Here is a 22,804-nt window from a genome sequence, read left to right as displayed (position 1 = left end):
ATCCTGCGGGCCCTACACGACTGCAAAAAAATCAGGGAGGACGGAATGAAGCGTCATCGACAATTACTTGTCGGTGCGACCACGGCCCTGTCTGGCTGTGTCGCACTCGGTACGTCGCCCGCCATGGCGACGGCGTGCACCAATCTTCGATCCTTGCAACTGCAGCACACAGTGATCAATTCGGCGGACGACAACACGACCGGCACCTTCGTGCCGCCTGGCGCGAGCCCGATCACCGGCCTTCCCGCCTTCTGCCGCGTCACCGCAACCGTGATCCCGAGCTCGGATTCCAGCATCAAGATCGAGGTCTGGCTGCCCGAGACCACGTGGAACGGCAGGTTCCTCGGCACCGGCGGCGGCGGCTTCCAGGGCACGATCACCTACAACGAGCTCGCCATCGGCATCCAGGGCGGCTTTGCCGCGACCAACAGCGACCTCGGCACCGGATCATCGGGATGCAATCCGCTGTTCTGCGGCTCGGCCGGCAACATGGGCAATCCGCTCGCGATCGAGTTCGGCGATCCGACGGCGCCGTCGACCGGCCTGTTCGGGCATCCCGAGCGGATCAAGGATTTCGGCTACCGCGCCATCCATCTGATGACCGAGCGGGGCAAGGAGATCGTCAGCGCGTTTTACGGCCATCGATCGCAACGGGCCTATTTCGCCGGTTGCTCCACCGGCGGCCAGAACGCCCTGATGGAGGCACAGCGCTTCCCCAACGATTATGACGGCATCCTCGCCGGCGCCGCCGCATTCAACCGCACCCATTTGCACATGGCGGGACTCTATGGCTGGCAGAACACGCATGCGAGCCCCGGCCGGTTCATCCAGGCCGGCCAGATGACGCTGATCAACCAGGCCGTGCTGAAGCAATGCGTCGGCCAGGACGGCGGCGCCAAAACCGATCAGTTCCTGACCGATCCGCGCGACTGCCATTTCGATCCGAAGGTCCTGCTCTGCACCGGCGGCAACGCACCGCCGGCCTGCCTGACCTCCGACCAGGTCACGACCATGCAGCGCTATTACGCCGGCACGATCGACCCGGTGAACGGACAGCTCGTCAATCCGGGGTCCGAGCGCGGCAACGAGACCGACGACATCCTCGCCCTCGGCCTGGCGTTTCAGGAGCGACTGCCCGAGCCGGCCTTCGACGGCCTGTTCTACTGGGTGTTCGGCCCGAGCTTCGGCTATCCGGCAAGCCCGACCAATTTTGCCAATTTCGATTTCCACCGCGACATCGACAAGGTCGACGACCAGCTCGCCGCGGTGCTGAACGCGACCAGCACCGATCTCGGCGAATTCAGGGGACATGGCGGCAAGCTGCTGATGTACCACGGCTGGGCCGACCCGCTGATTCCGTCCCAGAGCAGCATCAACTATTTCCTGGCCCTGGTGGGGAATGAAGGCCCGGGATTCCAGCAAGGCCTCCAGCCGGTCGGCTTCTTCGATCACGGCAACGGCAATCCGGCGCTGCGACGGACCCAGAGTTACGCGCGTCTGTTCATGGTGCCCGGGCTGTACCACTGTTCCGGCGGCCCCGGTCCCAACACGTTCGATGCGCTCACACCGCTGGTCAAATGGGTCGAGGCCGGCGTCGCGCCGGAGACGATCCTCGCCACGAAGTTCGTGGCCGATACGCCGCCCGCGGTTCAGATGACCCGGCCGCTCTGCGTCTTCCCCAAGGTCGCGAAATACAACGGCAGTGGCGACACCAACAACGCAGCGAGCTTCACCTGCGTCACCGACGAGAACGATTTCAACCAGAAGCCGGCTCCGAAATACGGGCCGTGACAAACACGCGGCGCCGGCGAGCGCATGCTCGCCGGCGTCCTCACAGCCACGGCGCCGGCGTATCCATCGCGATCAGCTGCTCGACCTCGATGCGCGGGCGCACGACCGCGTATTGATCACCCTTCACCAGCACCTCAGGCACCAGCGGTCGCGTGTTGTAGGTGCCGGCCTGCACGGCGCCGTAGGCGCCCGCGGTCATGATGGCGATGAGATCGCCCACCTTCGGCGTCGGCAGCGTGCGGTCGAGAGCGAGGTAGTCGCCGGTCTCGCAGACGGGGCCGACGACGTCGGCCACGACGGTCGCCGCGCCCTTTGCCGGCTGCGTCACCGGCAGGATGTCGTGATGCGCCTCGTACAGCGTCGGGCGGATGAGGTCGTTCATCGCGGCGTCGATGATGACGAAGTTCTTGCCGTCGCCGTGCTTCACATAGATCACCTTGGCGACGAGGATGCCGGCATTGCCGACGATCATGCGGCCCGGCTCGAACATCAGGGTGCAGCCGAGATTGTGGCTGACGCGCCTGACCATCGCGGCATAGGCATCCGGCGCCGGCGGCGCCTCGCGGTCCATGTAATAGGGAATGCCGAGCCCGCCGCCGAAATCGACGTGGCTGATGTTGTGGCCGTCGGAACGCAGCGTCTGCACGAATTCGGACAGGATGCGGAACGCGGTCTCCATCTTGGACAGGTCGGTGATCTGGCTGCCGATATGCACGTCGGTGCCGGTCACCTGGATGCCCGGCAGCTTCGCGGCCCGCGCGTAGACCTCGCGAGCATGCGCGATCGGGATGCCGAACTTGTTCTCGGACTTGCCGGTGGAGATCTTGGCATGCGTGCCGGCATCGACGTCCGGATTGACGCGGATGGAGATCCGCGCGGTCTTGCCCGTCTCGGTCGCAAGCCGCGAGAGCAATTCGAGCTCGGGCTCGGATTCGACGTTGAGACAGAGGATGTCGGCGGCGAGCGCGGCGCGCAGCTCGTCTTCGGTCTTGCCGACGCCGGAGAACAGGATCTTGCTGGCAGGGATACCGGCGGCCAGCGCGCGCTTCAGCTCACCGCCGGAGACGACGTCAGCGCCGGCACCAAGCTTCGCCAGCGTGCGCAGCACCGACTGGTTGGAGTTCGCCTTCATGGCGTAGCAGACCAGCACCTTCTCGCCGGCAAAGGCATCGGCGAAGACGCGGTAGTGCCGCTCAAGCGTGGCTGTTGAATAGCAATAGAACGGCGTGCCGACGGTTGCGGCCAGCTCGGACAGGTTCACCGCCTCGGCGTGCAGCACGCCGTTGCGGTAGTCGAAATGGTTCATGGCATTGGCTCGGTTGCCCCAGCCTATCGGCTGGGCTTATCGTCCAGGAGCGGGTCGAGGATAAACGGTTTCTTCTTGCCCTTGGTCGCCGCCGGGGGGGCATCCGCGCCATAGGTCGGATTGAACACGCTCGGCGTTTTCTGGGCTTCGGTCTCGGTGTCGGTCGGCGCGGCGATATTGGCCGTGGACGCGTTGGAGGCGGTCGGCGGCAGATCGAGCGGGCCCTTGCGGCCGCAGCCGGCGAGCGCAAGCACGCTCAGGCTCAAGACAATGATGGCCCACCCCGAGCCGGCCGGGCGAAACTTTGACGTCACGACGAAATCCCCACTACGCGGGGCGCACCATACAGAGATTGGCGCGCTCTGGCGAGAGCCGGATGACCATGAAACATAAGCGAAATTTTGCCTTCAGCCCAATTTTCGCTCTTTTTCCAGCCGCTTCGCCCAGGCCTTGGCCTGCGATGTCACGTTCTTCGGCGCGGTACCGCCGAAGCTGGTGCGGCTCTTCACCGACGATTCGACCGAGAGCACGCCAAGCACGTCCTTGGTGATCCTGGGCTCGATCGCCTGCATCTCCTTCAGCGGCAGCTCGTGCAGCGCCACGCCGCCCTCGGCGGCCTTGGCGACTATACGGCCGGTGACGTGATGGGCCTCGCGGAACGGCATCTTCAGCGTCCGCACCAGCCAGTCGGCGAGATCGGTCGCGGTGGCATAGCCCTCGCCGGCAGCCGCCTTCATCTTGGCCTCATCCGGCTCGAGGTCGCGGACCATGCCGGTCATGGCGCGGATCGCGAGCGACAGCGCTGCAAAGCCTTCCATCGCGCCCTGCTTGTCCTCCTGCATGTCCTTTTGATAGGCGAGCGGCAGGCCCTTCATCACGATCAGGAGACCGTTGAGCGCACCGATGACGCGGCCGGTCTTGGCGCGCACCAGCTCGGCCGCATCAGGATTGCGCTTCTGCGGCATGATCGAGGATCCGGTGGTGAACTTGTCGCTGAGGCGGATGAGGCCAACCAGCGGCGAGGTCCAGATCACGATCTCCTCGGCGAAGCGCGACATGTGCACGGCGCAGATCGAGGCCGCCGACAGCGTCTCCAGCACGAAGTCGCGGTCGGAGACCGCATCAAGCGAGTTCGCCATCGGACGGTCGAAGGCCAGCGCCTTGGCGGTGGCATGACGGTCGATCGGGAACGAGGTGCCGGCGAGCGCGGCCGCGCCGAGCGGGGATTCATTGAGCCGCTTGCGCGCATCCTGGAAACGGCCGCGATCGCGCGCAGCCATCTCGACATAGGCGAGCAGATGGTGACCGAACGTCACGGGCTGCGCGGTCTGCAGATGCGTGAAGCCGGGCATCACCGTTCCCGCATGCTCCAGCGCGCGCTCCACCAGCGCCTGCTGGAACGCGGCGAGCGCGGCATCGGTCTCGTCGACGATCTCGCGGACATAGAGACGGAAGTCGGTCGCGACCTGGTCGTTGCGCGAGCGCGCTGTGTGCAGGCGGCCGGCGGCCGGCCCGATCAGCTCCGACAGGCGGCTCTCGACATTCATATGAATATCCTCGAGCGCGCGCTTGAACTCGAAGCCGCCCTTCCCGATCTCTGACAAAATCGTGTCTAGACCCTTGCCGATATTTTTCGCATCAGAGGCCGTGATGATGCCTTGGCTGGCAAGCATCGCGGCGTGGGCCTTGGACGCTGCAATGTCCTGGGCGAAGAGGTGACGATCGACGTCGATGGAGACGTTGATCTCTTCCATGATCTCATCGGGACGTTCCGAGAACCGGCCGCCCCACATCTTGTTGCTCATGATCCCCTGCTCACGCCTTGCTTTGCCGCACGTTTGCTGGCGGAGGCCAGCCGTATTAAGAGGCCCCTGATAGCCATATCTGCGACCGGATGACAAACGATATGCTCGACCAGAAGCCCTCCGCCACGCGCCGGATCCCCATCGTCATCGCCACCGTGGTGGTCGGCGGGCTGGCCGGCTTCGCCGCGCTGTACGGGCTGGGCCTGAGCCGGGCGCCATCAGGCGATCCGGCCTGCCGGGCTGCGGTGGCCACCGCCCAAAAGATCGCCCCGCTCGCCCATGGCGAGGTGGCGGCACTGACCATGGCGAGCGCCCCCCTGAAGCTGCCGGACCTGGCCTTCGAGGATGCCGATGGCAGGCCGAAGAAGCTGTCCGATTTCCGAGGCAAGACGCTGCTGGTCAACCTCTGGGCGACCTGGTGCGTGCCGTGTCGGAAAGAGATGCCGGCGCTGGACCAGCTCCAGGCCAAGCTTTCCGGCCCGAATTTCGAGGTGATCGCGATCAATATCGACACCCGCGACCCCGAGAAGCCGAAGAATTTCCTGAAAGACGCCAGCCTGACTCGGCTTGGCTACTTTACCGATCAGAAAGCCAAGGTTTTTCAGGATCTTAAGTCGATAGGCCGAGCCCTGGGCATGCCGACCTCGGTGCTCGTCGACCCGCAGGGCTGCGAAATCGCGACGATTGCGGGACCGGCCGAATGGGCGAGCGACGACGCGCTCAGGCTGATCCGGGCCGCGCTGGGGCCGACCGCTGCGTCGCTTTAAGCTGTGATATTGAGGTTGCCGCCAACGCCTGCGCCGACATTGGCGAGCGAGGGCTGACCAGCGCCCAGCAGCGTCAGGACGGCGGATTTCTCCGCATCCGCGTTCTGCTTCATCAGCGTCGCCGAGATGTTCGACTGCAGCGCGCCTTGCTGAGAGGCCAGCATGGTGCTGACCATCGCCATCGTGTCCATTACGCAAATCCTCGTACCGGCGGCAGCCTAGGGGCGAGCGGTTAACGCGACATGAATTGTCACAAGATGGATCAGCGCGTCGGAACCGGCTTGGCGCCGCGGTAGTCGTAGAAGCCGCGCTGGGTCTTGCGGCCGAGCCAGCCGGCCTCGACGTACTTCACCAGCAGCGGGCACGGGCGGTACTTGGAGTCGGCCAGGCCCTCATGCAGCACTTGCATGATCGAGAGGCAGGTATCGAGACCGATGAAATCGGCGAGCTCGAGCGGGCCCATCGGATGGTGGGCGCCGAGCTTCATCGCCGCGTCGATCGCCTCGACGTTGCCGACACCTTCGTACAGCGTGTAGATCGCCTCGTTGATCATCGGCAGCAGGATGCGGTTGACGATGAAGGCCGGAAAATCCTCGGAGACCGCGACCTGCTTGCCGAGCTTGGCGACGAATTCCTTGGACGCCTCGAAGGTCGAATCGTCGGTGGCGATGCCGCGGATCAGCTCCACCAGCTCCATCAGCGGCACCGGATTCATGAAGTGAATGCCGATGAAGCGCTCGGGCCGGTCGGTGGCGGCGGCGAGCCGCGTAATCGAGATCGAGGACGTATCGGAGGCGACGATCGCCTCCGGCTTCAACACCGCGCAGAGCTCGTGGAAGATCTTGCGCTTGACCTCTTCCTTCTCGACCGCGGTCTCGATCACGAGATCGCAGTCGGCGAGGTCGTCGAGCTTCTCGGCGAGCTTGATGCGCGCCATCGCCTTGGCCTTGTCGTCCTCGGTCACGCCCTTCTTGGAGACCTGGCGGGCCAGATTGCCGTTGATGGTCGCCATGCCTGACTTGAGGCGGTCGGCCGAGATGTCGTTGAGCACCACGTCGAAGCCGGCCAAGGCCGCGACATGCGCGATGCCATTGCCCATCTGACCCGCGCCGATCACGCCGACCTTCTTGATTACTGCCGCCATAATGTCATCCACCGGAACGGCGCGCAGATCGCGCCCTGCCTATCCCCTGAGCCGGGAAGTCTGATTTATCAGAAGCTCGATTAGATCAGAATCCTGGCTCGAAACCTAGATTGGATCGCTTCGAAGGCGTGCCCCACGCCAAAGAAAACGCCTCGAAAAAGCAACACCGGCCGGAGTTTATGCCTCCGGCCGGTGTTTTTAACGCGTTTTACTTGCCGAGTTTGCCGAGTTCGGCCGTCAGCTCCGGAACCGCCTGGTAGAGGTCGGCAACCAGGCCGTAGTCGGCGACCTGGAAGATCGGCGCGTCCTCGTCCTTGTTGATCGCGACGATCACCTTGGAGTCCTTCATGCCGGCCAGATGCTGGATCGCGCCGGAAATACCCACCGCGACATAGAGCTCGGGGGCCACGACCTTGCCGGTCTGGCCGACCTGCCAGTCGTTCGGCGCATAGCCGGCGTCGACCGCCGCGCGCGAGGCACCGACACCGGCACCGAGCTTGTCGGCGAGCGGCTCGATGTACTTGGCGAAGTTCTCGCGGCTCTGCATGGCGCGGCCACCGGAGACGATGATCTTGGCCGAGGTCAGCTCGGGACGGTCGCTCTTGGCGACTTCCTCGCCGACAAAGGACGACAGGCCCGGATCGGACGCAGCCTGAACGCTCTCGACCGGCGCGCTGCCGCCGGCAGCTGCCGCCGCGAAGGTCGAGGTACGGACCGTGATGACCTTCTTTGCGTCCTTCGACTTCACCGTCTGGATGGCGTTGCCGGCATAGATCGGACGCTCATAGGTATCGGGCGCGACCACCTTGGTGATCTCCGAGACCTGCATGACATCGAGCAGAGCTGCGACGCGCGGCATCACGTTCTTGAAGCGCGAGGTCGCGGGCGCGACGATCGCGTCATAGGAGGGCGCCAGCGAGACGATCAGGGCGGCCAGCGGCTCGGCCAGATCGTGCGCGTAGGGCTCGCCTTCGGCGACCAGCACCTTGGCAACGCCCGTGAGCTTCGAGGCAGCCTCGGCCGCAGCCTTGGTGCCCTGCCCGCCACCGGCGACCAGCACATGGACGTCGCCGCCGAGCTGGGACGCCGCGGTCAGCGCCTTGTTGGTGGAGTCCTTGAGGACCTCCTGTTCGTGTTCGGCAATCAGCAACGTCGTCATCAGAGCACCCCGGCTTCGTTCTTGAGCTTCGACACCAGCTCGGCGACGTCCTTCACCTTGACGCCGGCCTTGCGGCCCGCGGGCTCAGCCGTTTTCAGAACTTCGAGGCGCGCGGTGATGTCGACGCCGTAATCGGCGACGGTCTTGTCCGCGATCGGCTTCTTCTTGGCCTTCATGATGTTAGGCAGTGAGGCATAGCGCGGCTCGTTAAGACGAAGATCGGTAGTGACGATCGCCGGCCCCTTCAGCTTCACGGTCTGCAGACCGCCGTCGACTTCACGCGTGACCTTGAAGTCGCTTCCTTCAACTTCGAGCTTCGAGGCGAAGGTCGCCTGCGACCAGCCGAGCAGCGCGGCCAGCATCTGGCCGGTCTGATTGCTGTCGTCGTCGATCGCCTGCTTGCCGAGAATGATCAGGCCGGGCTGCTCTTCTTCCGCGACCTTCTTCAGGATCTTGGCGACGGCGAGCGGCTCGACGGTGCCGTCGGCCTTCACCAGGATGCCGCGGTCGGCACCCATGGCGAGCCCAGTGCGGATCGTCTCCGATGCCTGCGCCGGTCCGATGGAGACCACCACGACCTCGGTAGCCTTGCCGGCTTCCTTCAGGCGCAGCGCTTCCTCGACCGCGATTTCATCGAAGGGATTCATCGACATCTTGACGTTGGCGAGTTCAACGCCCGATCCATCGCTCTTGACGCGGACCTTGACGTTGTAATCGACCACCCGCTTTACCGGCACTAAGACCTTCATCGATCCTCTTTCACTCAATTTGGGAGGGGGGCTATTCAACTGGCGCGGAACCTAAAGGCCTGATCCGGCCCGGTCAACGCGCGACAGGGCCAAATTTTAGACCTTGGAAATGCGCTGCTCAATGGGTCAGCGGTTCTGGCCCGGAATCCAGAGCACGTCGCCGGCGCCATTATGGTTGGCCGCACGGCTGGCCACGAACAGGAAGTCCGACAGGCGGTTCATATATTGGATGCCAGCTGCACCGACCGGCTCTCCGGGCCGGGCCGCCAGTTCCACCATCATACGTTCCGCCCTGCGGCAAATCGTGCGGGCGACATGAAGGTAGGCGGCGGCCGGCGTGCCGCCCGGCAGCACGAAAGACGTGAGCGGTGCGAGCTTGTCGTTGAGCGCGTCGATATCGTGCTCGAGCCGCTCGACCTGGCTCGCCACCACGCGCAACCGTTCCGCTTTGCCTTCCCGCTCGGGCACCGCGAGGTCAGCGCCAAGGTCGAATAGATCGTTCTGGATCCGGCCGAGCATCGCATCGAGCTCGGGCGCATCCTTTGTGTACAGGCGAACAACGCCGATCGCGGCATTGGTCTCGTCGACCGTGCCATAGGCCGCGATGCGCAAATCATATTTCGGACGGCGCTCGCCGGTTCCGAGCGCTGTCGTGCCGTCGTCACCAGTCTTGGTGTAGATGCGGTTGAGCACGACCATGTTAGCGCCCCATGGCCCAGACAGCGAGCATGGCAACCACGATCGCCACGAACTGAAGCAGTACGCGCAAGCGCATCAGCTTCTGCGAGGTGTTGGGCGAGCCGCCGCGCATCATGTTGACGAGACCGAGCAGCAGCACGATCGCCACGGCGCCGGCTGCCACCGGCAGGATGAAAGTACTCAGGAGAGATGCCATCAGGGCTAGATAACACCGTGTGCGCCGGTCCGCTATGGCGCACGCCGTCATTCCGGGCTCGATGCTCGGGCTTGCGCTCCGCGCGGTCCTACGCATCGCCCCGGAATGAAAACGGGGGAAACAGGTAGCGTTTTCGCGATCTGGCTTTTAGGCCAATTATATCAGATGTTAGCCCAATGATCTTGAGAGCGATCCGCTACATCTACGTCGTCGCGATGGACGCGTTTTATACCTTCCTGGCCGACGACGGCTGGGCGATCGCGAGCCACATCGCGCTGTCGACGCTGATGGCGCTGTTCCCGTTCCTGATCGTGCTGACGTCGCTGGCCGGCTTCTTCGGCTCCAAGGAGCTCGCCGACCAGGCGGCTGGTCTGATGCTTCAGGTGTGGCCCACGCAAGTGGCGGATGCGCTCTCCGGCGAGATCCACGACGTGCTGACCACCACCCGCACCGGCGTGCTGACGATCGGCGCGGTGCTGTCGGTTTATTTCGCCTCGAACGGCGTCGAGGCGCTTCGCGTTGCGCTGAACCGCGCTTATGCGGTGGTGGAGATGCGGCGCTGGTACTGGCTGCGGCTGGAATCGATCGGCTACACGCTGGTCGCGGCCATCACCGCGCTTGCCATGGCATTCCTGATCGTGCTCGGCCCGCTCTTCATCGAGGCAGCGCGGCGCCACATTCCACTGTTCGTCGAATCCAACGAAAGCATCCTGACCTGGCTGCGCTACGGCATCACCATCAGCGCGCTGGTGGTGGCGCTGATCATCCTGCATACCTGGCTGCCGGCCGGACGGCGCGGCTTCCTCCAGATCCTGCCCGGCATCGTCTTCACCATCGTGGCGTCGCTGATCTCGGGCGTCGTGTTCGGCCAGTACCTGGCGCGCTTCGCCAACAATTACGTCACGATGTATGCGGGGCTCGCCTCGGTGATCATCGCGCTGGTGTTTCTGTATTTCATCGCCGCGATCTTCGTCTTTGGCGGCGAGCTCAACGCCGCGATCATCAAGTCGCGGCTTCCTCACGGCGTCTCGCTTCAAGCAGCGCAGTCGCTAAAGCCCGCGGGGACACAGGCTTGACCAGGAAGGCGTTGGCGCCGGCCTCGCGCGACGCCGCCTCGTCCTCGCCGCGACCGGACACGCCTATGATCGGGATCTGAGCCAGCGGCGCCTGCATCGTGCGGATCCGGCGGATCGCCTCAACGCCGTCGATGCCCGGCAACACCATATCCATCAGCACCGCATCGAAACCGCCCTGCGCGAGCCGGTTCACCGCGTCCTCGCCGCGGCCGATGAACTCGGCATGATGACCGAGCTCGGTCAAAATTGTGTTGAGCACGACGCGGCCGAACGGATTGTCCTCCACGCTGAGCACGCGCAACGCCGCCAGCGCATTCGGCTCCTCACCGCCCGATTTGCGGGACTTCGCGGGACCCGCCGCATCCAGCGACACCGTCAGCGTGAAGGTGGCACCACCGCCGCGCCGTGGCGCGACCGTGATGTCGCCGCCCATCGCGCGCGCCAGCTGCTTCACCGAGGACAGACCGAGCCCGGCGCCGCCGAAGCGCGACGCGATGGTGACATTGGCCTGGGTGAACGGGCGGAACAGCCGCTTGATCTCGGCCATGGTCAGGCCGATGCCGCTGTCCGACACCGCAAAGGCGACGCCGACTTTGCGCTTGCCTTTCACCTTGTCCTTGGTCTTGCCTCTTCCGCCGCCCTTGGCGGGGCGCCAGGGCGTCGCCGATATCGCCACGCCGCCCTGGTCAGTGAACTTCACGGCATTGTCGATCAGATTCTCGAGCGCGGCGCGGAGGCGGACGGGATCGCCGACCACGAGGCCCGCAAGCTTGTCGGAGATATCGACCTCGGCCTGAAGACCCTTGGCGGCGGCGCGGCCGGCGAGCGAATCGCCGGTGCTGCGGGCGAGCGCCCGCAGATCGAACAAATCCTGCCGCAGCGTGCTGCCGCCCGCGCGCTTGCCGGTCTTGGCGGCATCGACGAATAGCGTGGCAAGGTTCGCCAGATGCTCGGCACCGGCCTTGATGGTATCGGCCCAGCGCCGTTCCCGCTCGCCGAGATCGGAGGTCGAGAGCAGGTCGCTGATCGCCAGAATCCCGGTCAGGGGGGTGCGGACCTCGTGGGCAAAGGCGGCTAGCGCCACCTGGACCATGTCCGGTGCGGCCGGCTTGGCGCCGCGCTTGCGTACCTTACCGGCCGCCGCGGGTCGCTTCCGCGGCGGTCGCCTGGACGCCCGCGTAGTGCGCGTTTTCGCCGCCATAAATCCCCTTCGAAGTATATCCCCTTCGAACCCCTGGCTATCGGCTAAGCATGGCACGGCGGAACCCCTGGAGTCACGGCAGCGTTTTGCTAACCCCCAGAGAAACTTAGCCTAATCCCACGAACGTGCGGATACCGGCGGGCGAGATGCCCGCAGCGCGTAACTCCCGCAGACCGGTCGAGCGGTCCGATTTCGACAGCTTCCGCCCGTGGGCGTCGCGAATCAGGGGGTGGTGGCGGTAGGCGGGCTCAGGCAGGCCGAGCAGAGCCTGGAGCAGGCGGTGGACCGAGGTGGCGTGGAACAGGTCCTGGCCGCGCACGATCTCGCTCACACCCTGGAGCGCGTCGTCGACCACGACGGACAGATGGTAGCTGGTCGGCGTCTCCTTGCGGGCCAGGATCACGTCGCCCCACGCCTCGGGCAGTGCGGCGACCGTGCCGCGCTCGCCATCGGGGCCCTCACCCAACTCATTCCAGGTCAGGCCGGCAACGCGCCGGCAGGCGGCCGCCATGTCGAGCCGCAACGCGTAAGCCGCGCCGGTATCGATCAAATGCGACCTCTCGCCGGCCGCCAGCGATTTCGCGTCACCGGGATAGAGCGGTGCACCGTCGGGATCGCGCGGCCATGGTCCATGGGCCTCGCGCGCAGCCACGAGCCTGGCGATCTCGGCGCGGCTTTCGAAGGCGGGATAGACGAGGCCGAGCGCGGCGAGTTTTTCCAACGCAGCGCGATAATCGGCGAGATGCTCCGACTGCCGCCGCACCGGCGTCTCCCAGGTGATCCCCAGCCAGGCGAGGTCCTCATCAATCGCCGTCTCGAACTCCGGCCGGCAGCGCGTCGCGTCGATGTCCTCGATCCGCAGCAGCAGCCGCCCGCCGGTTTGCTGCGCGCGATCGAAATTGAGCAGCGCCGAATAGGCGTGGCCGAGATGCAAGAGGCCGTTCGGGCTGGGGGCAAATCGGAAAACGGGTGGCGGCATATGCAAAGATCTCGTCATGGCCGTGCATAGCCGTTAAGGACGGCGTCGCTTCCGCTCGCCCATAACCCGGCCATCCATCTTCCAAGACCCTGTTACGATATGAGATGGATGCACGGGTCAAGCCCGCGCATCACGAGTTAGGCAACAATGACCATCCACCTCGAAGCCCAGTCCGATCTCGAAGAGGCCGTCCATACGCTGGTCAAGCGCGATCCGCGTCTGAAGCCGGTGCTCGAGATCGCGGGCATGCCGGCGTTACGGCGGCGCGAGCCGGGGTTTGCGGGACTTGCCCATATCGTCTGTGGACAGCAGCTCTCGACCGCGAGCGCCGCGGCGATCTGGGGACGCCTGTCCGCCGCCTTCGATCCGTTCGACCACGAGGCCGTGCGCCGTGCCCGCACCGACCGGCTGGGGCGGCTCGGCCTGTCGGCCGCCAAGATCAAGACACTGAAACATCTCGCGCGCGAGATCATCGCGGAGCGGGTGAATCTCGACGTGCTCGCCGAAGAAGATGCGGATGCCGCGCATCACACGCTGATCTCGCTGCCCGGCATCGGGCCCTGGACGGCGGACGTCTATCTCCTGTTTTGCCTCGGCCATGGCGATGCCTGGCCGGCCGGCGACCTCGCCGTGCAGGAGGGCATCAAGATTGGCCTCGGCCTTCAGGCACGGCCGACGGAAAAGCAGATGGCGCCGCTCGCCGAGCCCTGGCGTCCGTTCCGTGGTGCTGCCGCGCATCTGTGGTGGAGCTATTACCGCGCGGTGAAAAAGCGCGAGGGCGTGCTTTCGGCGTGAGGCCGCCGAACAGCGTTTAAAGCTATGTTGCTGTTGCAACGACGCGTGCGTGGTCAACGAGATGCCGGCACAGTCACAAGCCGGGATTTCGCCGCCAACAACATGAGGCGCATTCCGCCCGAGCAGAGCCACATGCTCTCGCTGCTCGGGTAACGCGCTTTCGACATCGACTGAACCAGTATAGCGTCCGACCTCAGAGGAAACGCCAGAGGAAACGCCGCGAAGACGGCACGAGGTCGCGTATGCTGGACAAGACGAAGGATATTTCCGTCTCCGCGCAAGCCTGGCTGGACGAATTCGAGCGCACGCTTGCTCGATCCGATCGCGCTGCTCTCGACCGCATGTTCGTCGCCGAATGTTTCTGGCGCGATGTGCTGGCACTAAGCTGGAATCTACAAACCATCGCCGGACGCGATAACGTCGCTCGAGCATTGACCGGCCTCGCACCCAATGCGGCGCCGAGCAATCTCAGGATCGCCACGAACCGCGCAGCGCCGCGCTGGGTGACACGTGCCGGCACAAACAATATCGAGGCGATCTTCAATTTCGAGACCGCGCAGGGGCGCGGCAGCGGCATCTTGCGGCTCGTGCCCGATGCCGCCGACGGCGATCGTTTGACGGCGTGGACGCTACTTACCGCGCTCGACGAGCTCAAAGGTTTTGAGGAACAGCTCGGCACGTCGCGACCGCGCGGCCAGGCCTATTCGCGCAATTTCCGCGGGCCGAACTGGCTCGACTTGCGCAAGGCCTCGCGCGACTATTCCGATCGTGATCCCGCCGTACTGGTGGTTGGCGGCGGCCAGGCCGGGCTCGCGATCGCGGCGCGGCTGAAGCAGTTGCAGATCGACACGCTGATCGTCGATCGCGAGACGCGGGTCGGCGATAATTGGCGCAAGCGCTATCACGCGCTCACCCTGCACAACCAGGTGCAGGTCAATCACCTGCCCTACATGCCGTTCCCGCCGAGCTGGCCGACCTACATCCCCAAGGACAAGCTCGCGAACTGGTTCGAAGCTTACGTCGACGCGATGGAGCTGAACTTCTGGACCGGCACCGAATTCGAAGGCGGCGCCTATGACGAGGCCAAGGGACGCTGGACGGTGACGCTGCGCCGCACCGACGGCAGCAAGCGCACCATGCATCCGCGTCATGTGATCATGGCAACCGGAGTCAGCGGCATCGCTAACGTGCCTGATATTCCGACTCTCGATCGTTTCAAGGGCACGCTGCTGCATTCCAGCCGCTACGAGGACGGCGAGAACTGGCACGGCAAGCGCGCCATCGTCATCGGCACCGGCAACAGCGGTCACGACATCGCGCAGGATCTTCATTCCAGTGGCGCCAAGGTGACGCTGGTGCAGCGTTCGCCGACGCTGGTCACCAATATCGAGCCGTCGGCACAGCTGGCCTATGCGATCTACAATGAGGGCACGCTCGAGGACAACGATCTGATCGCGACATCGATGCCGACGCCGCTGGCGAAGAAGACCCATGTGATGCTGACGGAACAGTCGAAGGAACTCGACAAGGAGCTGCTCGACGGACTGCGCCGCGTCGGCTTCAAGCTCGACTTCGGCGAGGCCGGCACCGGCTGGCAGTTCAAATACCTCACCCGCGGCGGCGGCTATTACTTCAACGTCGGCTGCTCCAACCTGATCGTCGAAGGCGCGATCGAGCTGAAGCAATTCGAGGACATCGACGGCTTCACGGCCGATGGCGCGCAGCTGAATGATGGCACGACCATCGCAGCCGATCTCATCGTGCTCTCGACCGGCTACAAGCCACAGGAATACCTCGTGCGAAAGCTGTTCGGCGACGGCGTCGCCGACCGTATCGGCCCGGTCTGGGGCTTTGGCGATGGTTTCGAGCTGCGCAACATGTATGCGCGCACCGGGCAGCCCGGCCTGTGGTTCATCGCCGGCAGCCTCGCGCAGTGCCGGATCAACTCGAAATTTCTCGCGCTGCAGATCAAGGCGATCGAGGAGGGGATTTTGGGACGGGCCGCGGCTGCAAACGAGCACGACAGAGGCAACTGAAGAGGGGACAACACATGCCAGCGATTCTCGGCACCGGCGAACACCGCTACCGCGTCGTCGAAAATTTCGCGAAGCTTCCCAACGGCTGGCAGCTCACCGACGTCGCCTCGGTGGCGGTCGACAGCAAGGATCGCGTCTATGTCTTCAACCGCGGCGCCCATCCGATGGTGGTGCTCGACCGCGAGGGCAATTTCCTGCGCAGCTTTGGCGAAGGCCTGTTCTCGCGCGCGCACGGGCTGCACATCGATGCCGACGACAATCTCTACTGCACCGATGACGGCGACCACACCGTGCGCAAATGCACCACCGACGGCAAGGTGCTGCTGACGATCGGCATTCCCGCAAAGCCTGCGCCATTCATGAGCGGCGAGCCGTTCCATCGATGCACCCACACCGCGCTGTCGCCGAAGGGCGAGATCTACGTCTCCGACGGCTATGGCAATGCCCGCGTGCACAAATACACGCCCGACGGCAAGCTTATCAAAAGCTGGGGCGAGCCGGGCACGGATCCCGGCCAGTTCAACATCGTGCACAACATCGCCACCGATGCCGATGGCTGGGTCTATGTCGCCGATCGCGAGAACCATCGCGTGCAGGTGTTCAACGGCGAGGGCAAGTACGAGACGCAGTGGAACAATCTGCACCGCCCCTGTGCGCTGTGCTGCTGCGGCGGGGGCAAGAGCCCGACCTTCGTCATCGGCGAGCTCGGCCCCGGCATGGCCGTCAATCGCAAGGTGCCCAATCTCGGCCCGCGGCTGTCGATCGTGGACGCCACGGGAAAGCGCATCGCGCGGCTCGGCGGCGAGCAAGGCCCGGGTGTCGCCAGCGGAAAGTTTCTGGCACCACATGGCATCGCGCTGGATTCGAAGGGCGATATCTATGTCGGCGAAGTCGGCGTCACCGACTGGAAGACGAGCTTTCCGGACGAGGAGATGCCGGCCGCGGTCCGCGCGACGCGGTGCTTGCAGAAGCTGGAGCGGGTGCAGGAGTAGCCCAGCCCATCATTCCGGGGCACGGCCTCCCCAAATCGCGGCGTTTTTGAGCATCTGCCACCCCGCCGCCGTATTGCTTGCGCCTGAATAAGTCGCTCAACGGGCTTCACAATCCCGTCACGCTGCATGTAGTATGTCAATACATGCTGCTTCGCAGCGTATATTGGAGGCCGGGAGCGTTACTTGAACGCACATGTCTCGCAAGGCAGTTGGCCGGTGCTGGTCCTCAACGCGGACTTCCGGCCGCTGAGTTACTACCCACTGTCTCTGTGGTCGTGGCAGGACGCGATCAAGGCGGTGTTCCTCGATCGCGTCAATATCGTAGCGCATTACGATCAGGCGGTTCACAGCCCCACGCTGCAAATGCAGCTGCCGAGCGTGGTTTCGCTCAAATCCTTCGTCAAGCCGACCACGCATCCCGCCTTCACCCGGTTCAACGTCTTCCTGCGCGATCGTTTCGCCTGCCAGTATTGTGGCTCGCCCGAAGACCTCACCTTCGATCACATCGTCCCGCGCAGCAAAGGCGGCCAGACCACCTGGGAAAACGTGGTCGCGGCGTGCTCGCCCTGTAACCTGCGCAAGGGCAATCTCACGCCGGCGCAGGCCAAGATGTTTCCGCGCCAGCACGCCTTCGCGCCGACCGTGCACCAGCTCCACCGCAACGGCCGCCTGTTTCCGCCGAACTACCTGCACGACAGCTGGCTGGACTATCTCTACTGGGATACGGAGCTGGATCCGTAGCGCTCGCTCGTCGCGCTATGCTAGGACTCGATCCGTTCGAACGGTCGAAACCGTTGACGCGTCACAAAACGACCTCGCGATCACGGTTGCAGTCCGAGCGAGGACCGGTCCTCCGCTCGCTTCACCTGATACGCAAAGACTTTAATCGGTAATTTCCAGGGCTATCGGATCCAACCGTCCGTTCAGCCTGTCGTTAACGATGGCCGGTGGCGGCTTCGGACCGCAAATTGCGATCCAAAGCCGGAATCCTTTCCGGTTCGTTACCGTCCCTTAAGGCCCGCTCGGCAATCTGAGCTGCAAAGCGCAGTCTCGCCGTAAGGTCGTCATATATGCTCACCGCAACCCTGGAGCAGATTCAAGCCTCGCCACGGAAGCGGACGATCTATGTCTGCGTCATTCTCTCGCTCCTCGCAGCCATACTGATCTTCAAGGCCTTCCGGTTCTTCGAAGGCGGCCTCTGGTACGGCAACCAGACACCCGACTTCACCGCCTTCCACATCGTGGCGCAACGAATCTGGCTCGAGGATCTCGACCTGACCTACCAATTCGCGTCATTCACGAAGATGCAGCTCGCGGCAGCCGGCGGCCCGGCCGACGTCATGCCCTGGACCTACCCGCCGCAATTCGACCTGGTGCTTGCGCCCCTCGCGTTTCTTCCGGGCTGGGTCGCCTATTTTCTCTTCACGGCGGTCACGCTGGCGGCCTATCTGATGACGCTCCGCGCCATCGCCGGAAACAACTTCGCGCTCGTGCTCGTCGTGTTTTTCCCGGCTATCGCGATCACGATCGCTATCGGCCAGAACGGCCTGTTGACCGGCGCGCTGATCGGGCTGATCTGCATTAACGCGGAACGGCGCCCGGTGCTCGCCGGCATCACGCTCGGCCTGATGGTCATCAAGCCTCATCTGGCCGTTGCGGCCGGCATCTACATGCTGTTGACGCGCCGCTGGCCGGCGGTGCTGACCGCCGCGATCGTGGTGGTCGCGAGCTCGCTCCTCTGCACGCTCGCCTTCGGTCCGCAAATCTGGCTCGCGTGGCTCGGCAGCATCCGGGAAGCCGCAGGCTTTCTGGAGGAAGGCCGCTACCAGCTGTATCGGATGATCTCGGCCTATGCGGCCCTGTACAATGCTGGCCTCCCCGCCACTGGCGCGTTCTGGGGGCAGATGGCAATGGCAGGTCTTGCGCTGGCCGCCGTCGCACTTGCGGTTGCTCGCGGACCGTCTCCCCGCTTCGCGCTCGGCATCGTCGCGGTCGTCTCCGTGATGATCAGCCCCTACGCCTACGACTATGACCTGCCGATCGTGGGGATCGGGCTTGCCCTGCTGCTTCCGGACTTTGCCGGCCTGGCGAGCTCGCGCGAACGCAGCGCGGTCTACGCCCTGCTCCTGCTGGCTAACGCCTATGGGCTGCTGCAATCGGCCCGGCTGTCCGCAGAGAACGTCACCGCGAGCGACCTGCAAAATCGCGTGGCTCCGGCCGTTGGCGGCTTCGCACTCATGGCGGTGCTCGCGATATTGCTGCGGTGCCTGCTGCGCGACGCCAAGCCTGCCGCCATCCGCCTGCATGGCGAGCCCGCATAGCTCCGCGCACTGAAGCGATTACGTCCGTTGGCGCTTGGCAGGCGAGCCCGGCCTGCTCCACCGCGATTGGCGCATGCGGGCCATCGCGGGCGACGGAACCGGAAAGGCCCGCGCCCGTTCAGACCAAAGACCCCGCGACGGCTGACGCCGCAGCGCAACCGAGGGAGGCCCACCATGCCGGCAGCCGAGAAGGATCATGTCTACAAGATCCTGGAACTGGTCGGATCGTCCGAGACTTCGATCGAGGACGCGGTCAAGAACGCGGTCGGCCGCGCATCCAAGACCGTGCGCGAGATGAAATGGTTCGAGGTGGTGCAGACACGCGGCCACATCGAGAACGGCGCGGTGCGCCACTACCAGGTAACGCTGCGCGTCGGATTTACGCTGGATGGGTGAAGCGGCAAGCGCGAGGTGAAGACATCACGCCGCGGAACCGTGGTTAACATCCGCCGACGAAACTGGATCGAAATGCCGACAACTCCCTCCGGTTGAGTACGGCCCCGCGCAATCATCACAGTTGTTGCAATGGGCCGTTAAGGCCAAAGTGAGAGGTTTGCACCGAATTGGAGCAAACCCGATGGTCACGAGCCGCGAACTCGGCAAGACCCGCCTTCCGCTCTGGGCGGCGGGATTCGTTGCACTGATCTGCGTGACGATTTTGGGCTTGAGCGTCTGGCGCGAATGGGAAACGCGCGATGCGGAGCTCAGAAGCGCCGAGATCGACGTTACCAATCTGGCGCATTCGCTGATCCAGCACGCGGACGACACGTTCGAGCTCACCGATACGATCCTGGTCGGACTAGTCCACCGGCTCGAGCTCGACGGGACCGGCCCCGATACGATCACAAGGCTCCAGGCGTATTTGCCGACCCGCAAATCGTCGGAGCGCATTCGCGGCATCTTCGTCTATGACGAGACCGGCCGCTGGCTTGCCACCACTGAGCATGTCAATTTCTCCGGACTCAACAACAGCGACCGCGAATATTTCCGGCAGCACCGCGACTCCCCGGAGAAGGGCACGCTGATCGGCCGCCCCATCAAAAGTCGCGCCGGCGGTCAGTGGATCATCACGGCGTCGCGCCGGATCGACCATCCCGACGGCAGCTTCGCCGGCGTCGTCCTGCTCACGATCGACACCGCCTATTTCGCAAAATTCTACGAGCGGTTCGATTTCGGGCCGAATGGTTCGGCATCGCTGCTCAACAACGCCGGCATCATGCTGGCGCGGACCCGTGACGAGAGCGGAAGTTTCGTCGGACGGGACCTGTCCAATGCGCCCTTGTTCAGGGACTGGGAAAGCCGTCCCGCCGCGGCGGTCTACTATTTCAAATCGCCGCTCGATGGCGTGCAGCGACTGAGCTACTACCAGCGCAGCAGCCACTATCCGCTGATGGTGCTCGCGAGCAAGTCGCAGGACGACGTGCTCGCCCCCTGGCGACACGCAGCGGCCGCGCGCATGATCTTCGTTCTCGGCCTCGTGCTGCTGATCGCCATGATCGGCTTCTATCTGGTCCGTCAGTTGTCGCAGCGGCAACGCATGGCACAGGTCCTCGTCGCCAAGGAAGCAAATTTCCGCCTGCTGGCCGAGCAATCCAGCGACATGGTGACCCGGATCGGGCTGGATAACCGGCTGCTCTACGTCTCTCCCGCATGCGTGCGCATCACCGGCTGGCCCGCCGAGGAACTGCTGGGCACGTCGGCTCTGGCCGGCATCCACCCGGATGACATGGAACGGGTCGAGCAGGCCATCGCCGCGCTGAAGAACGGCGAAGCCGAGGAAGCGCGGTTCGTCTATCGCCAGCGCCATCGCGACAAGGGCGAGATCTGGGCAGAGGCGGCACTGCACGTGACGCTGGCTTCGGACACTGGCGAGATCGACGGCGTCGTCGCTGTCATGCGCGACATGACCGAGCAGAAAGACCTTCAGGACAAGCTCGCCGCGCTTGCGACGACCGACGGCCTCACAGGCCTTGCCAACCGGCGCGCATTCGACGAACGCCTGGCCGACGAATGGGCGCGCGCCCGGCGCGACGGCACGCAGCTATCGCTTCTGCTGATCGACGTCGATCATTTCAAGAAGTTCAACGATCATTACGGACATTTGGCCGGCGACGCGTGCCTGCGGGCGCTGGGCCGGATCCTATCCACACAGGCCAGGCGCCCGGCCGACCTCGCAGCGCGCTATGGCGGCGAGGAATTCGCCGTTCTGCTGCCGAACACCGGCTCGGATGGCTGCGCAGATGTCGGCGAAGGAGTCCGCCAGGCGCTGCACGATCTCGCCATGCCGCATGCGCAAAATCCGGCTTCCCGGCTGGTGACGGCCAGCGTCGGCGCCGCGACGAGTTTCCCGTCCCAGATCGCGACGGACTGCAGCACGCTGATCGCAGCTGCCGACCGCGCGCTCTACGCCGCCAAGGACAGCGGTCGTGACCGGCTCGTGATGGCGGGGCAGGTCGTCCCCTGGCCCGCCAAGAGCGCATGACGGGATCCATCACTCTCCGGGCATGGCCAACGCGGGCGAACGGGCTGCTCCGTCAGGCGAGATCGACGCCGCGCCGCTCCGGGATGAGCGCGAGCAACGCCGCGATGTCGATGAGGTAGAGCAGTGCAAGGCCTGCGATTGCGGTCGGGAAGCCGTAAGCGACACTGACGATGCCGACGACCAGCGGACCGAAGCCGGCAACGGCGCGACCGATATTGAAGAACACGTTCTGCGCAGTGGCGCGCGCCGCGGTCGGATAAAGCTCGCTCATCAGCGCGCCGTAGCCGCCGAGCATGCCGTTGACGAAGAAGCCCATCGCAGCTCCGCCGATCAGCAGCGCACCAGCACTCGTCAGTTGCGAATAGACCACCACCATGACGGCCGCGCCCAGCATGTAGGTCAGAAACGCCGCACGGCGGCCGAAACGATCAGCCGCATGACCGAACAGGAAGATGCCGAGCGCCATGCCGGCGATGGTGACTGATGTCCAGAGCGCCGATTGTGTCAGGCCGTAGCCGAACCGCGTCGAGAGATAGTTCGGCAGCCAGATCATGATGCCGTAATAGCCGAAATTCTGCACCGAGCAGAGAATGATCATGCCGATGCCGATCCGGATCGTCTCCGCATCGGCGACGAGCGCGTGAAGTGACGAGCCGGTATTCGCCGCATTCGCCTTGTGCGCGATGAAGACGTCCGGTTCGTGCAGCTTGCGCCGGATGACGTAAGCGACCACCGCCGGAAACACGCCGAGTGCAAACATCCCGCGCCAGCCAATGATCGGCAACAGCACCGGCGTCACCAGCGCCGCCGTCAGCACGCCGAACTGCCAGCCAAGCCCAACATAGGACGTTGCCCGCGCCCGCTTGCTCGCGGGCCAGGCCTCGGCCACCAGGGCCATGCCAATGCCGAATTCGCCGCCGAGGCCGATGCCGGCGATGGCCCGGTAGGTCAGCAGGTCCCAATAGCCCTGGGCCAGCGCACACAGGCCGGTGAAAACCGCGAACAGGACGATGCTCCAGGTCAGAACCCGCACGCGGCCGACCCGGTCCGACAACATGCCAAAGACCAAGCCGCCAACGACCGCGCCGACCAGCGTTCCCGTCACCAGCGAGGCCGCCTGCGGCTGGGTGAAATGAAGGTCTTTCGAAATCGCCGTCAGCATGAAGCCGAGGATGAGGAGGTCGAACCCATCCATGGCATAGCCGAGCGCCGATCCCCACAGCGCCCTGCGCGCTTCCGCATCCGTCGCACGGTCCGTATCAACCGCGCCGAGAGTTACATCCTGTACCTGGCTCATGCGCTCCCC

22 protein-coding genes are annotated in these 22,804 nt (G+C 64.6%); 10 read left to right on the top strand and 12 right to left on the bottom strand.

All coding sequences use genetic code 11. The annotated features are described in order from the left end of the window. Positions 1-45: 45 nt before the first annotated feature. Positions 46-1,791, top strand: a complete 1,746-nt coding sequence (locus FXB38_RS15290; protein WP_148751692.1) for a tannase/feruloyl esterase family alpha/beta hydrolase — start codon at positions 46-48, stop codon at positions 1,789-1,791. A 40-nt stretch (positions 1,792-1,831) separates the two neighbouring features. Here the strand turns inward: FXB38_RS15290 and lysA are convergent, their stop codons facing one another. From lysA to argH, 3 genes are all read right to left on the bottom strand, one after another. Beyond that, positions 1,832-3,097 (bottom strand): diaminopimelate decarboxylase, encoded by a 1,266-nt coding sequence (gene lysA / locus FXB38_RS15285; protein ID WP_148751690.1) that lies wholly within the window; start codon positions 3,095-3,097, stop codon positions 1,832-1,834. Positions 3,098-3,120: 23 nt separating this feature from the next. After that, the gene (lptM, locus tag FXB38_RS15280) at positions 3,121-3,411 is read right to left on the bottom strand and encodes an LPS translocon maturation chaperone LptM (protein ID WP_148751689.1); all 291 of its coding nucleotides are present in this window, start codon (positions 3,409-3,411) and stop codon (positions 3,121-3,123) included. 93 nt (positions 3,412-3,504) lie between these two features. Next, on the bottom strand, positions 3,505-4,902 hold the full coding sequence (gene argH, locus FXB38_RS15275) for an argininosuccinate lyase (protein ID WP_148751688.1): 1,398 nt from the start codon (positions 4,900-4,902) through the stop codon (positions 3,505-3,507). A 101-nt stretch (positions 4,903-5,003) separates the two neighbouring features. Here argH and tlpA point away from each other — a divergent pair, with 101 nt between their 5' ends. Beyond that, positions 5,004-5,669: a thiol:disulfide interchange protein TlpA gene (gene tlpA, locus FXB38_RS15270; RefSeq protein WP_148751686.1), complete on the top strand. Its 666-nt coding sequence runs from the start codon at positions 5,004-5,006 to the stop codon at positions 5,667-5,669. On the opposite strand, the gene FXB38_RS15265 is transcribed toward tlpA, so the two are convergent. The 6 genes from FXB38_RS15265 to FXB38_RS15240 all read right to left on the bottom strand — a co-directional run bounded on the left by FXB38_RS15265 (position 5,666) and on the right by FXB38_RS15240 (position 9,616). Continuing rightward, the gene (locus FXB38_RS15265; RefSeq protein ID WP_148751685.1) at positions 5,666-5,860 is read right to left on the bottom strand and encodes a hypothetical protein; all 195 of its coding nucleotides are present in this window, start codon (positions 5,858-5,860) and stop codon (positions 5,666-5,668) included. The genes tlpA and FXB38_RS15265 overlap by 4 nt on opposite strands. Positions 5,861-5,931: 71 nt before the next feature. After that, entirely contained in the window at positions 5,932-6,813 is an 882-nt protein-coding gene (locus FXB38_RS15260; protein WP_148751684.1) for a 3-hydroxybutyryl-CoA dehydrogenase, read from the bottom strand. 208 nt (positions 6,814-7,021) lie between these two features. Further along, complete coding sequence (locus FXB38_RS15255; RefSeq protein WP_148751683.1) at positions 7,022-7,972, bottom strand: electron transfer flavoprotein subunit alpha/FixB family protein; 951 nt, start codon at positions 7,970-7,972, stop codon at positions 7,022-7,024. Then, positions 7,972-8,721, bottom strand: coding sequence for an electron transfer flavoprotein subunit beta/FixA family protein (locus FXB38_RS15250; protein WP_148751682.1), 750 nt, complete (start codon positions 8,719-8,721; stop codon positions 7,972-7,974). The genes FXB38_RS15255 and FXB38_RS15250 overlap by 1 nt, the downstream gene beginning before the upstream one ends. A gap of 126 nt (positions 8,722-8,847) precedes the next feature. Then, entirely contained in the window at positions 8,848-9,420 is a 573-nt protein-coding gene (locus FXB38_RS15245; protein ID WP_148751680.1) for a cob(I)yrinic acid a,c-diamide adenosyltransferase, read from the bottom strand. A gap of 1 nt (position 9,421) precedes the next feature. After that, complete coding sequence (locus tag FXB38_RS15240) at positions 9,422-9,616, bottom strand: twin transmembrane helix small protein (protein WP_148751678.1); 195 nt, start codon at positions 9,614-9,616, stop codon at positions 9,422-9,424. A gap of 182 nt (positions 9,617-9,798) precedes the next feature. Here FXB38_RS15240 and FXB38_RS15235 point away from each other — a divergent pair, with 182 nt between their 5' ends. After that, positions 9,799-10,692 (top strand): YihY/virulence factor BrkB family protein, encoded by an 894-nt coding sequence (locus FXB38_RS15235; protein WP_148751816.1) that lies wholly within the window; start codon positions 9,799-9,801, stop codon positions 10,690-10,692. Here FXB38_RS15235 and FXB38_RS15230 read toward each other — a convergent pair. Both FXB38_RS15230 and gluQRS read right to left on the bottom strand, forming a co-directional pair. Further along, positions 10,619-11,893, bottom strand: coding sequence for an ATP-binding protein (locus FXB38_RS15230; protein WP_148751676.1), 1,275 nt, complete (start codon positions 11,891-11,893; stop codon positions 10,619-10,621). The two genes, FXB38_RS15235 and FXB38_RS15230, sit on opposite strands and share 74 nt — an antisense overlap. A gap of 106 nt (positions 11,894-11,999) precedes the next feature. Continuing rightward, entirely contained in the window at positions 12,000-12,872 is an 873-nt protein-coding gene (gene gluQRS / locus FXB38_RS15225) for a tRNA glutamyl-Q(34) synthetase GluQRS (protein ID WP_148751674.1), read from the bottom strand. A 147-nt stretch (positions 12,873-13,019) separates the two neighbouring features. Here gluQRS and FXB38_RS15220 point away from each other — a divergent pair, with 147 nt between their 5' ends. The 7 genes from FXB38_RS15220 (at position 13,020) to FXB38_RS15190 (ending at position 21,498) form a co-directional block, all read left to right on the top strand. Next, positions 13,020-13,667 carry a DNA-3-methyladenine glycosylase family protein gene (locus FXB38_RS15220; protein ID WP_148751672.1) on the top strand — a complete coding sequence of 216 codons (648 nt, stop codon included), beginning with the start codon at positions 13,020-13,022 and terminating at the stop codon, positions 13,665-13,667. A 242-nt stretch (positions 13,668-13,909) separates the two neighbouring features. After that, positions 13,910-15,703 carry a flavin-containing monooxygenase gene (locus tag FXB38_RS15215; protein WP_148751671.1) on the top strand — a complete coding sequence of 598 codons (1,794 nt, stop codon included), beginning with the start codon at positions 13,910-13,912 and terminating at the stop codon, positions 15,701-15,703. A gap of 14 nt (positions 15,704-15,717) precedes the next feature. After that, entirely contained in the window at positions 15,718-16,695 is a 978-nt protein-coding gene (locus tag FXB38_RS15210) for a peptidyl-alpha-hydroxyglycine alpha-amidating lyase family protein (protein WP_148751669.1), read from the top strand. A gap of 183 nt (positions 16,696-16,878) precedes the next feature. Next, positions 16,879-17,436, top strand: coding sequence for an HNH endonuclease (locus tag FXB38_RS15205; RefSeq protein WP_148751668.1), 558 nt, complete (start codon positions 16,879-16,881; stop codon positions 17,434-17,436). 329 nt (positions 17,437-17,765) lie between these two features. Beyond that, positions 17,766-19,016 (top strand): glycosyltransferase family 87 protein, encoded by a 1,251-nt coding sequence (locus FXB38_RS15200; protein ID WP_148751667.1) that lies wholly within the window; start codon positions 17,766-17,768, stop codon positions 19,014-19,016. A gap of 174 nt (positions 19,017-19,190) precedes the next feature. Continuing rightward, positions 19,191-19,412, top strand: coding sequence for a dodecin (locus FXB38_RS15195; protein WP_148751666.1), 222 nt, complete (start codon positions 19,191-19,193; stop codon positions 19,410-19,412). 181 nt (positions 19,413-19,593) lie between these two features. Beyond that, on the top strand, positions 19,594-21,498 hold the full coding sequence (locus FXB38_RS15190) for a sensor domain-containing diguanylate cyclase (protein ID WP_187434891.1): 1,905 nt from the start codon (positions 19,594-19,596) through the stop codon (positions 21,496-21,498). A gap of 52 nt (positions 21,499-21,550) precedes the next feature. Here FXB38_RS15190 and FXB38_RS15185 read toward each other — a convergent pair whose 3' ends face one another. After that, the gene (locus tag FXB38_RS15185) at positions 21,551-22,795 is read right to left on the bottom strand and encodes an MFS transporter (protein WP_246229907.1); all 1,245 of its coding nucleotides are present in this window, start codon (positions 22,793-22,795) and stop codon (positions 21,551-21,553) included. Positions 22,796-22,804: the final 9 nt, after the last annotated feature.

This window comes from Bradyrhizobium cytisi, assembly GCF_008123515.1.
GTDB lineage: Bacteria > Pseudomonadota > Alphaproteobacteria > Rhizobiales > Xanthobacteraceae > Bradyrhizobium > Bradyrhizobium cytisi.
This window is presented reverse-complemented; position numbering and strand designations above follow the sequence as displayed.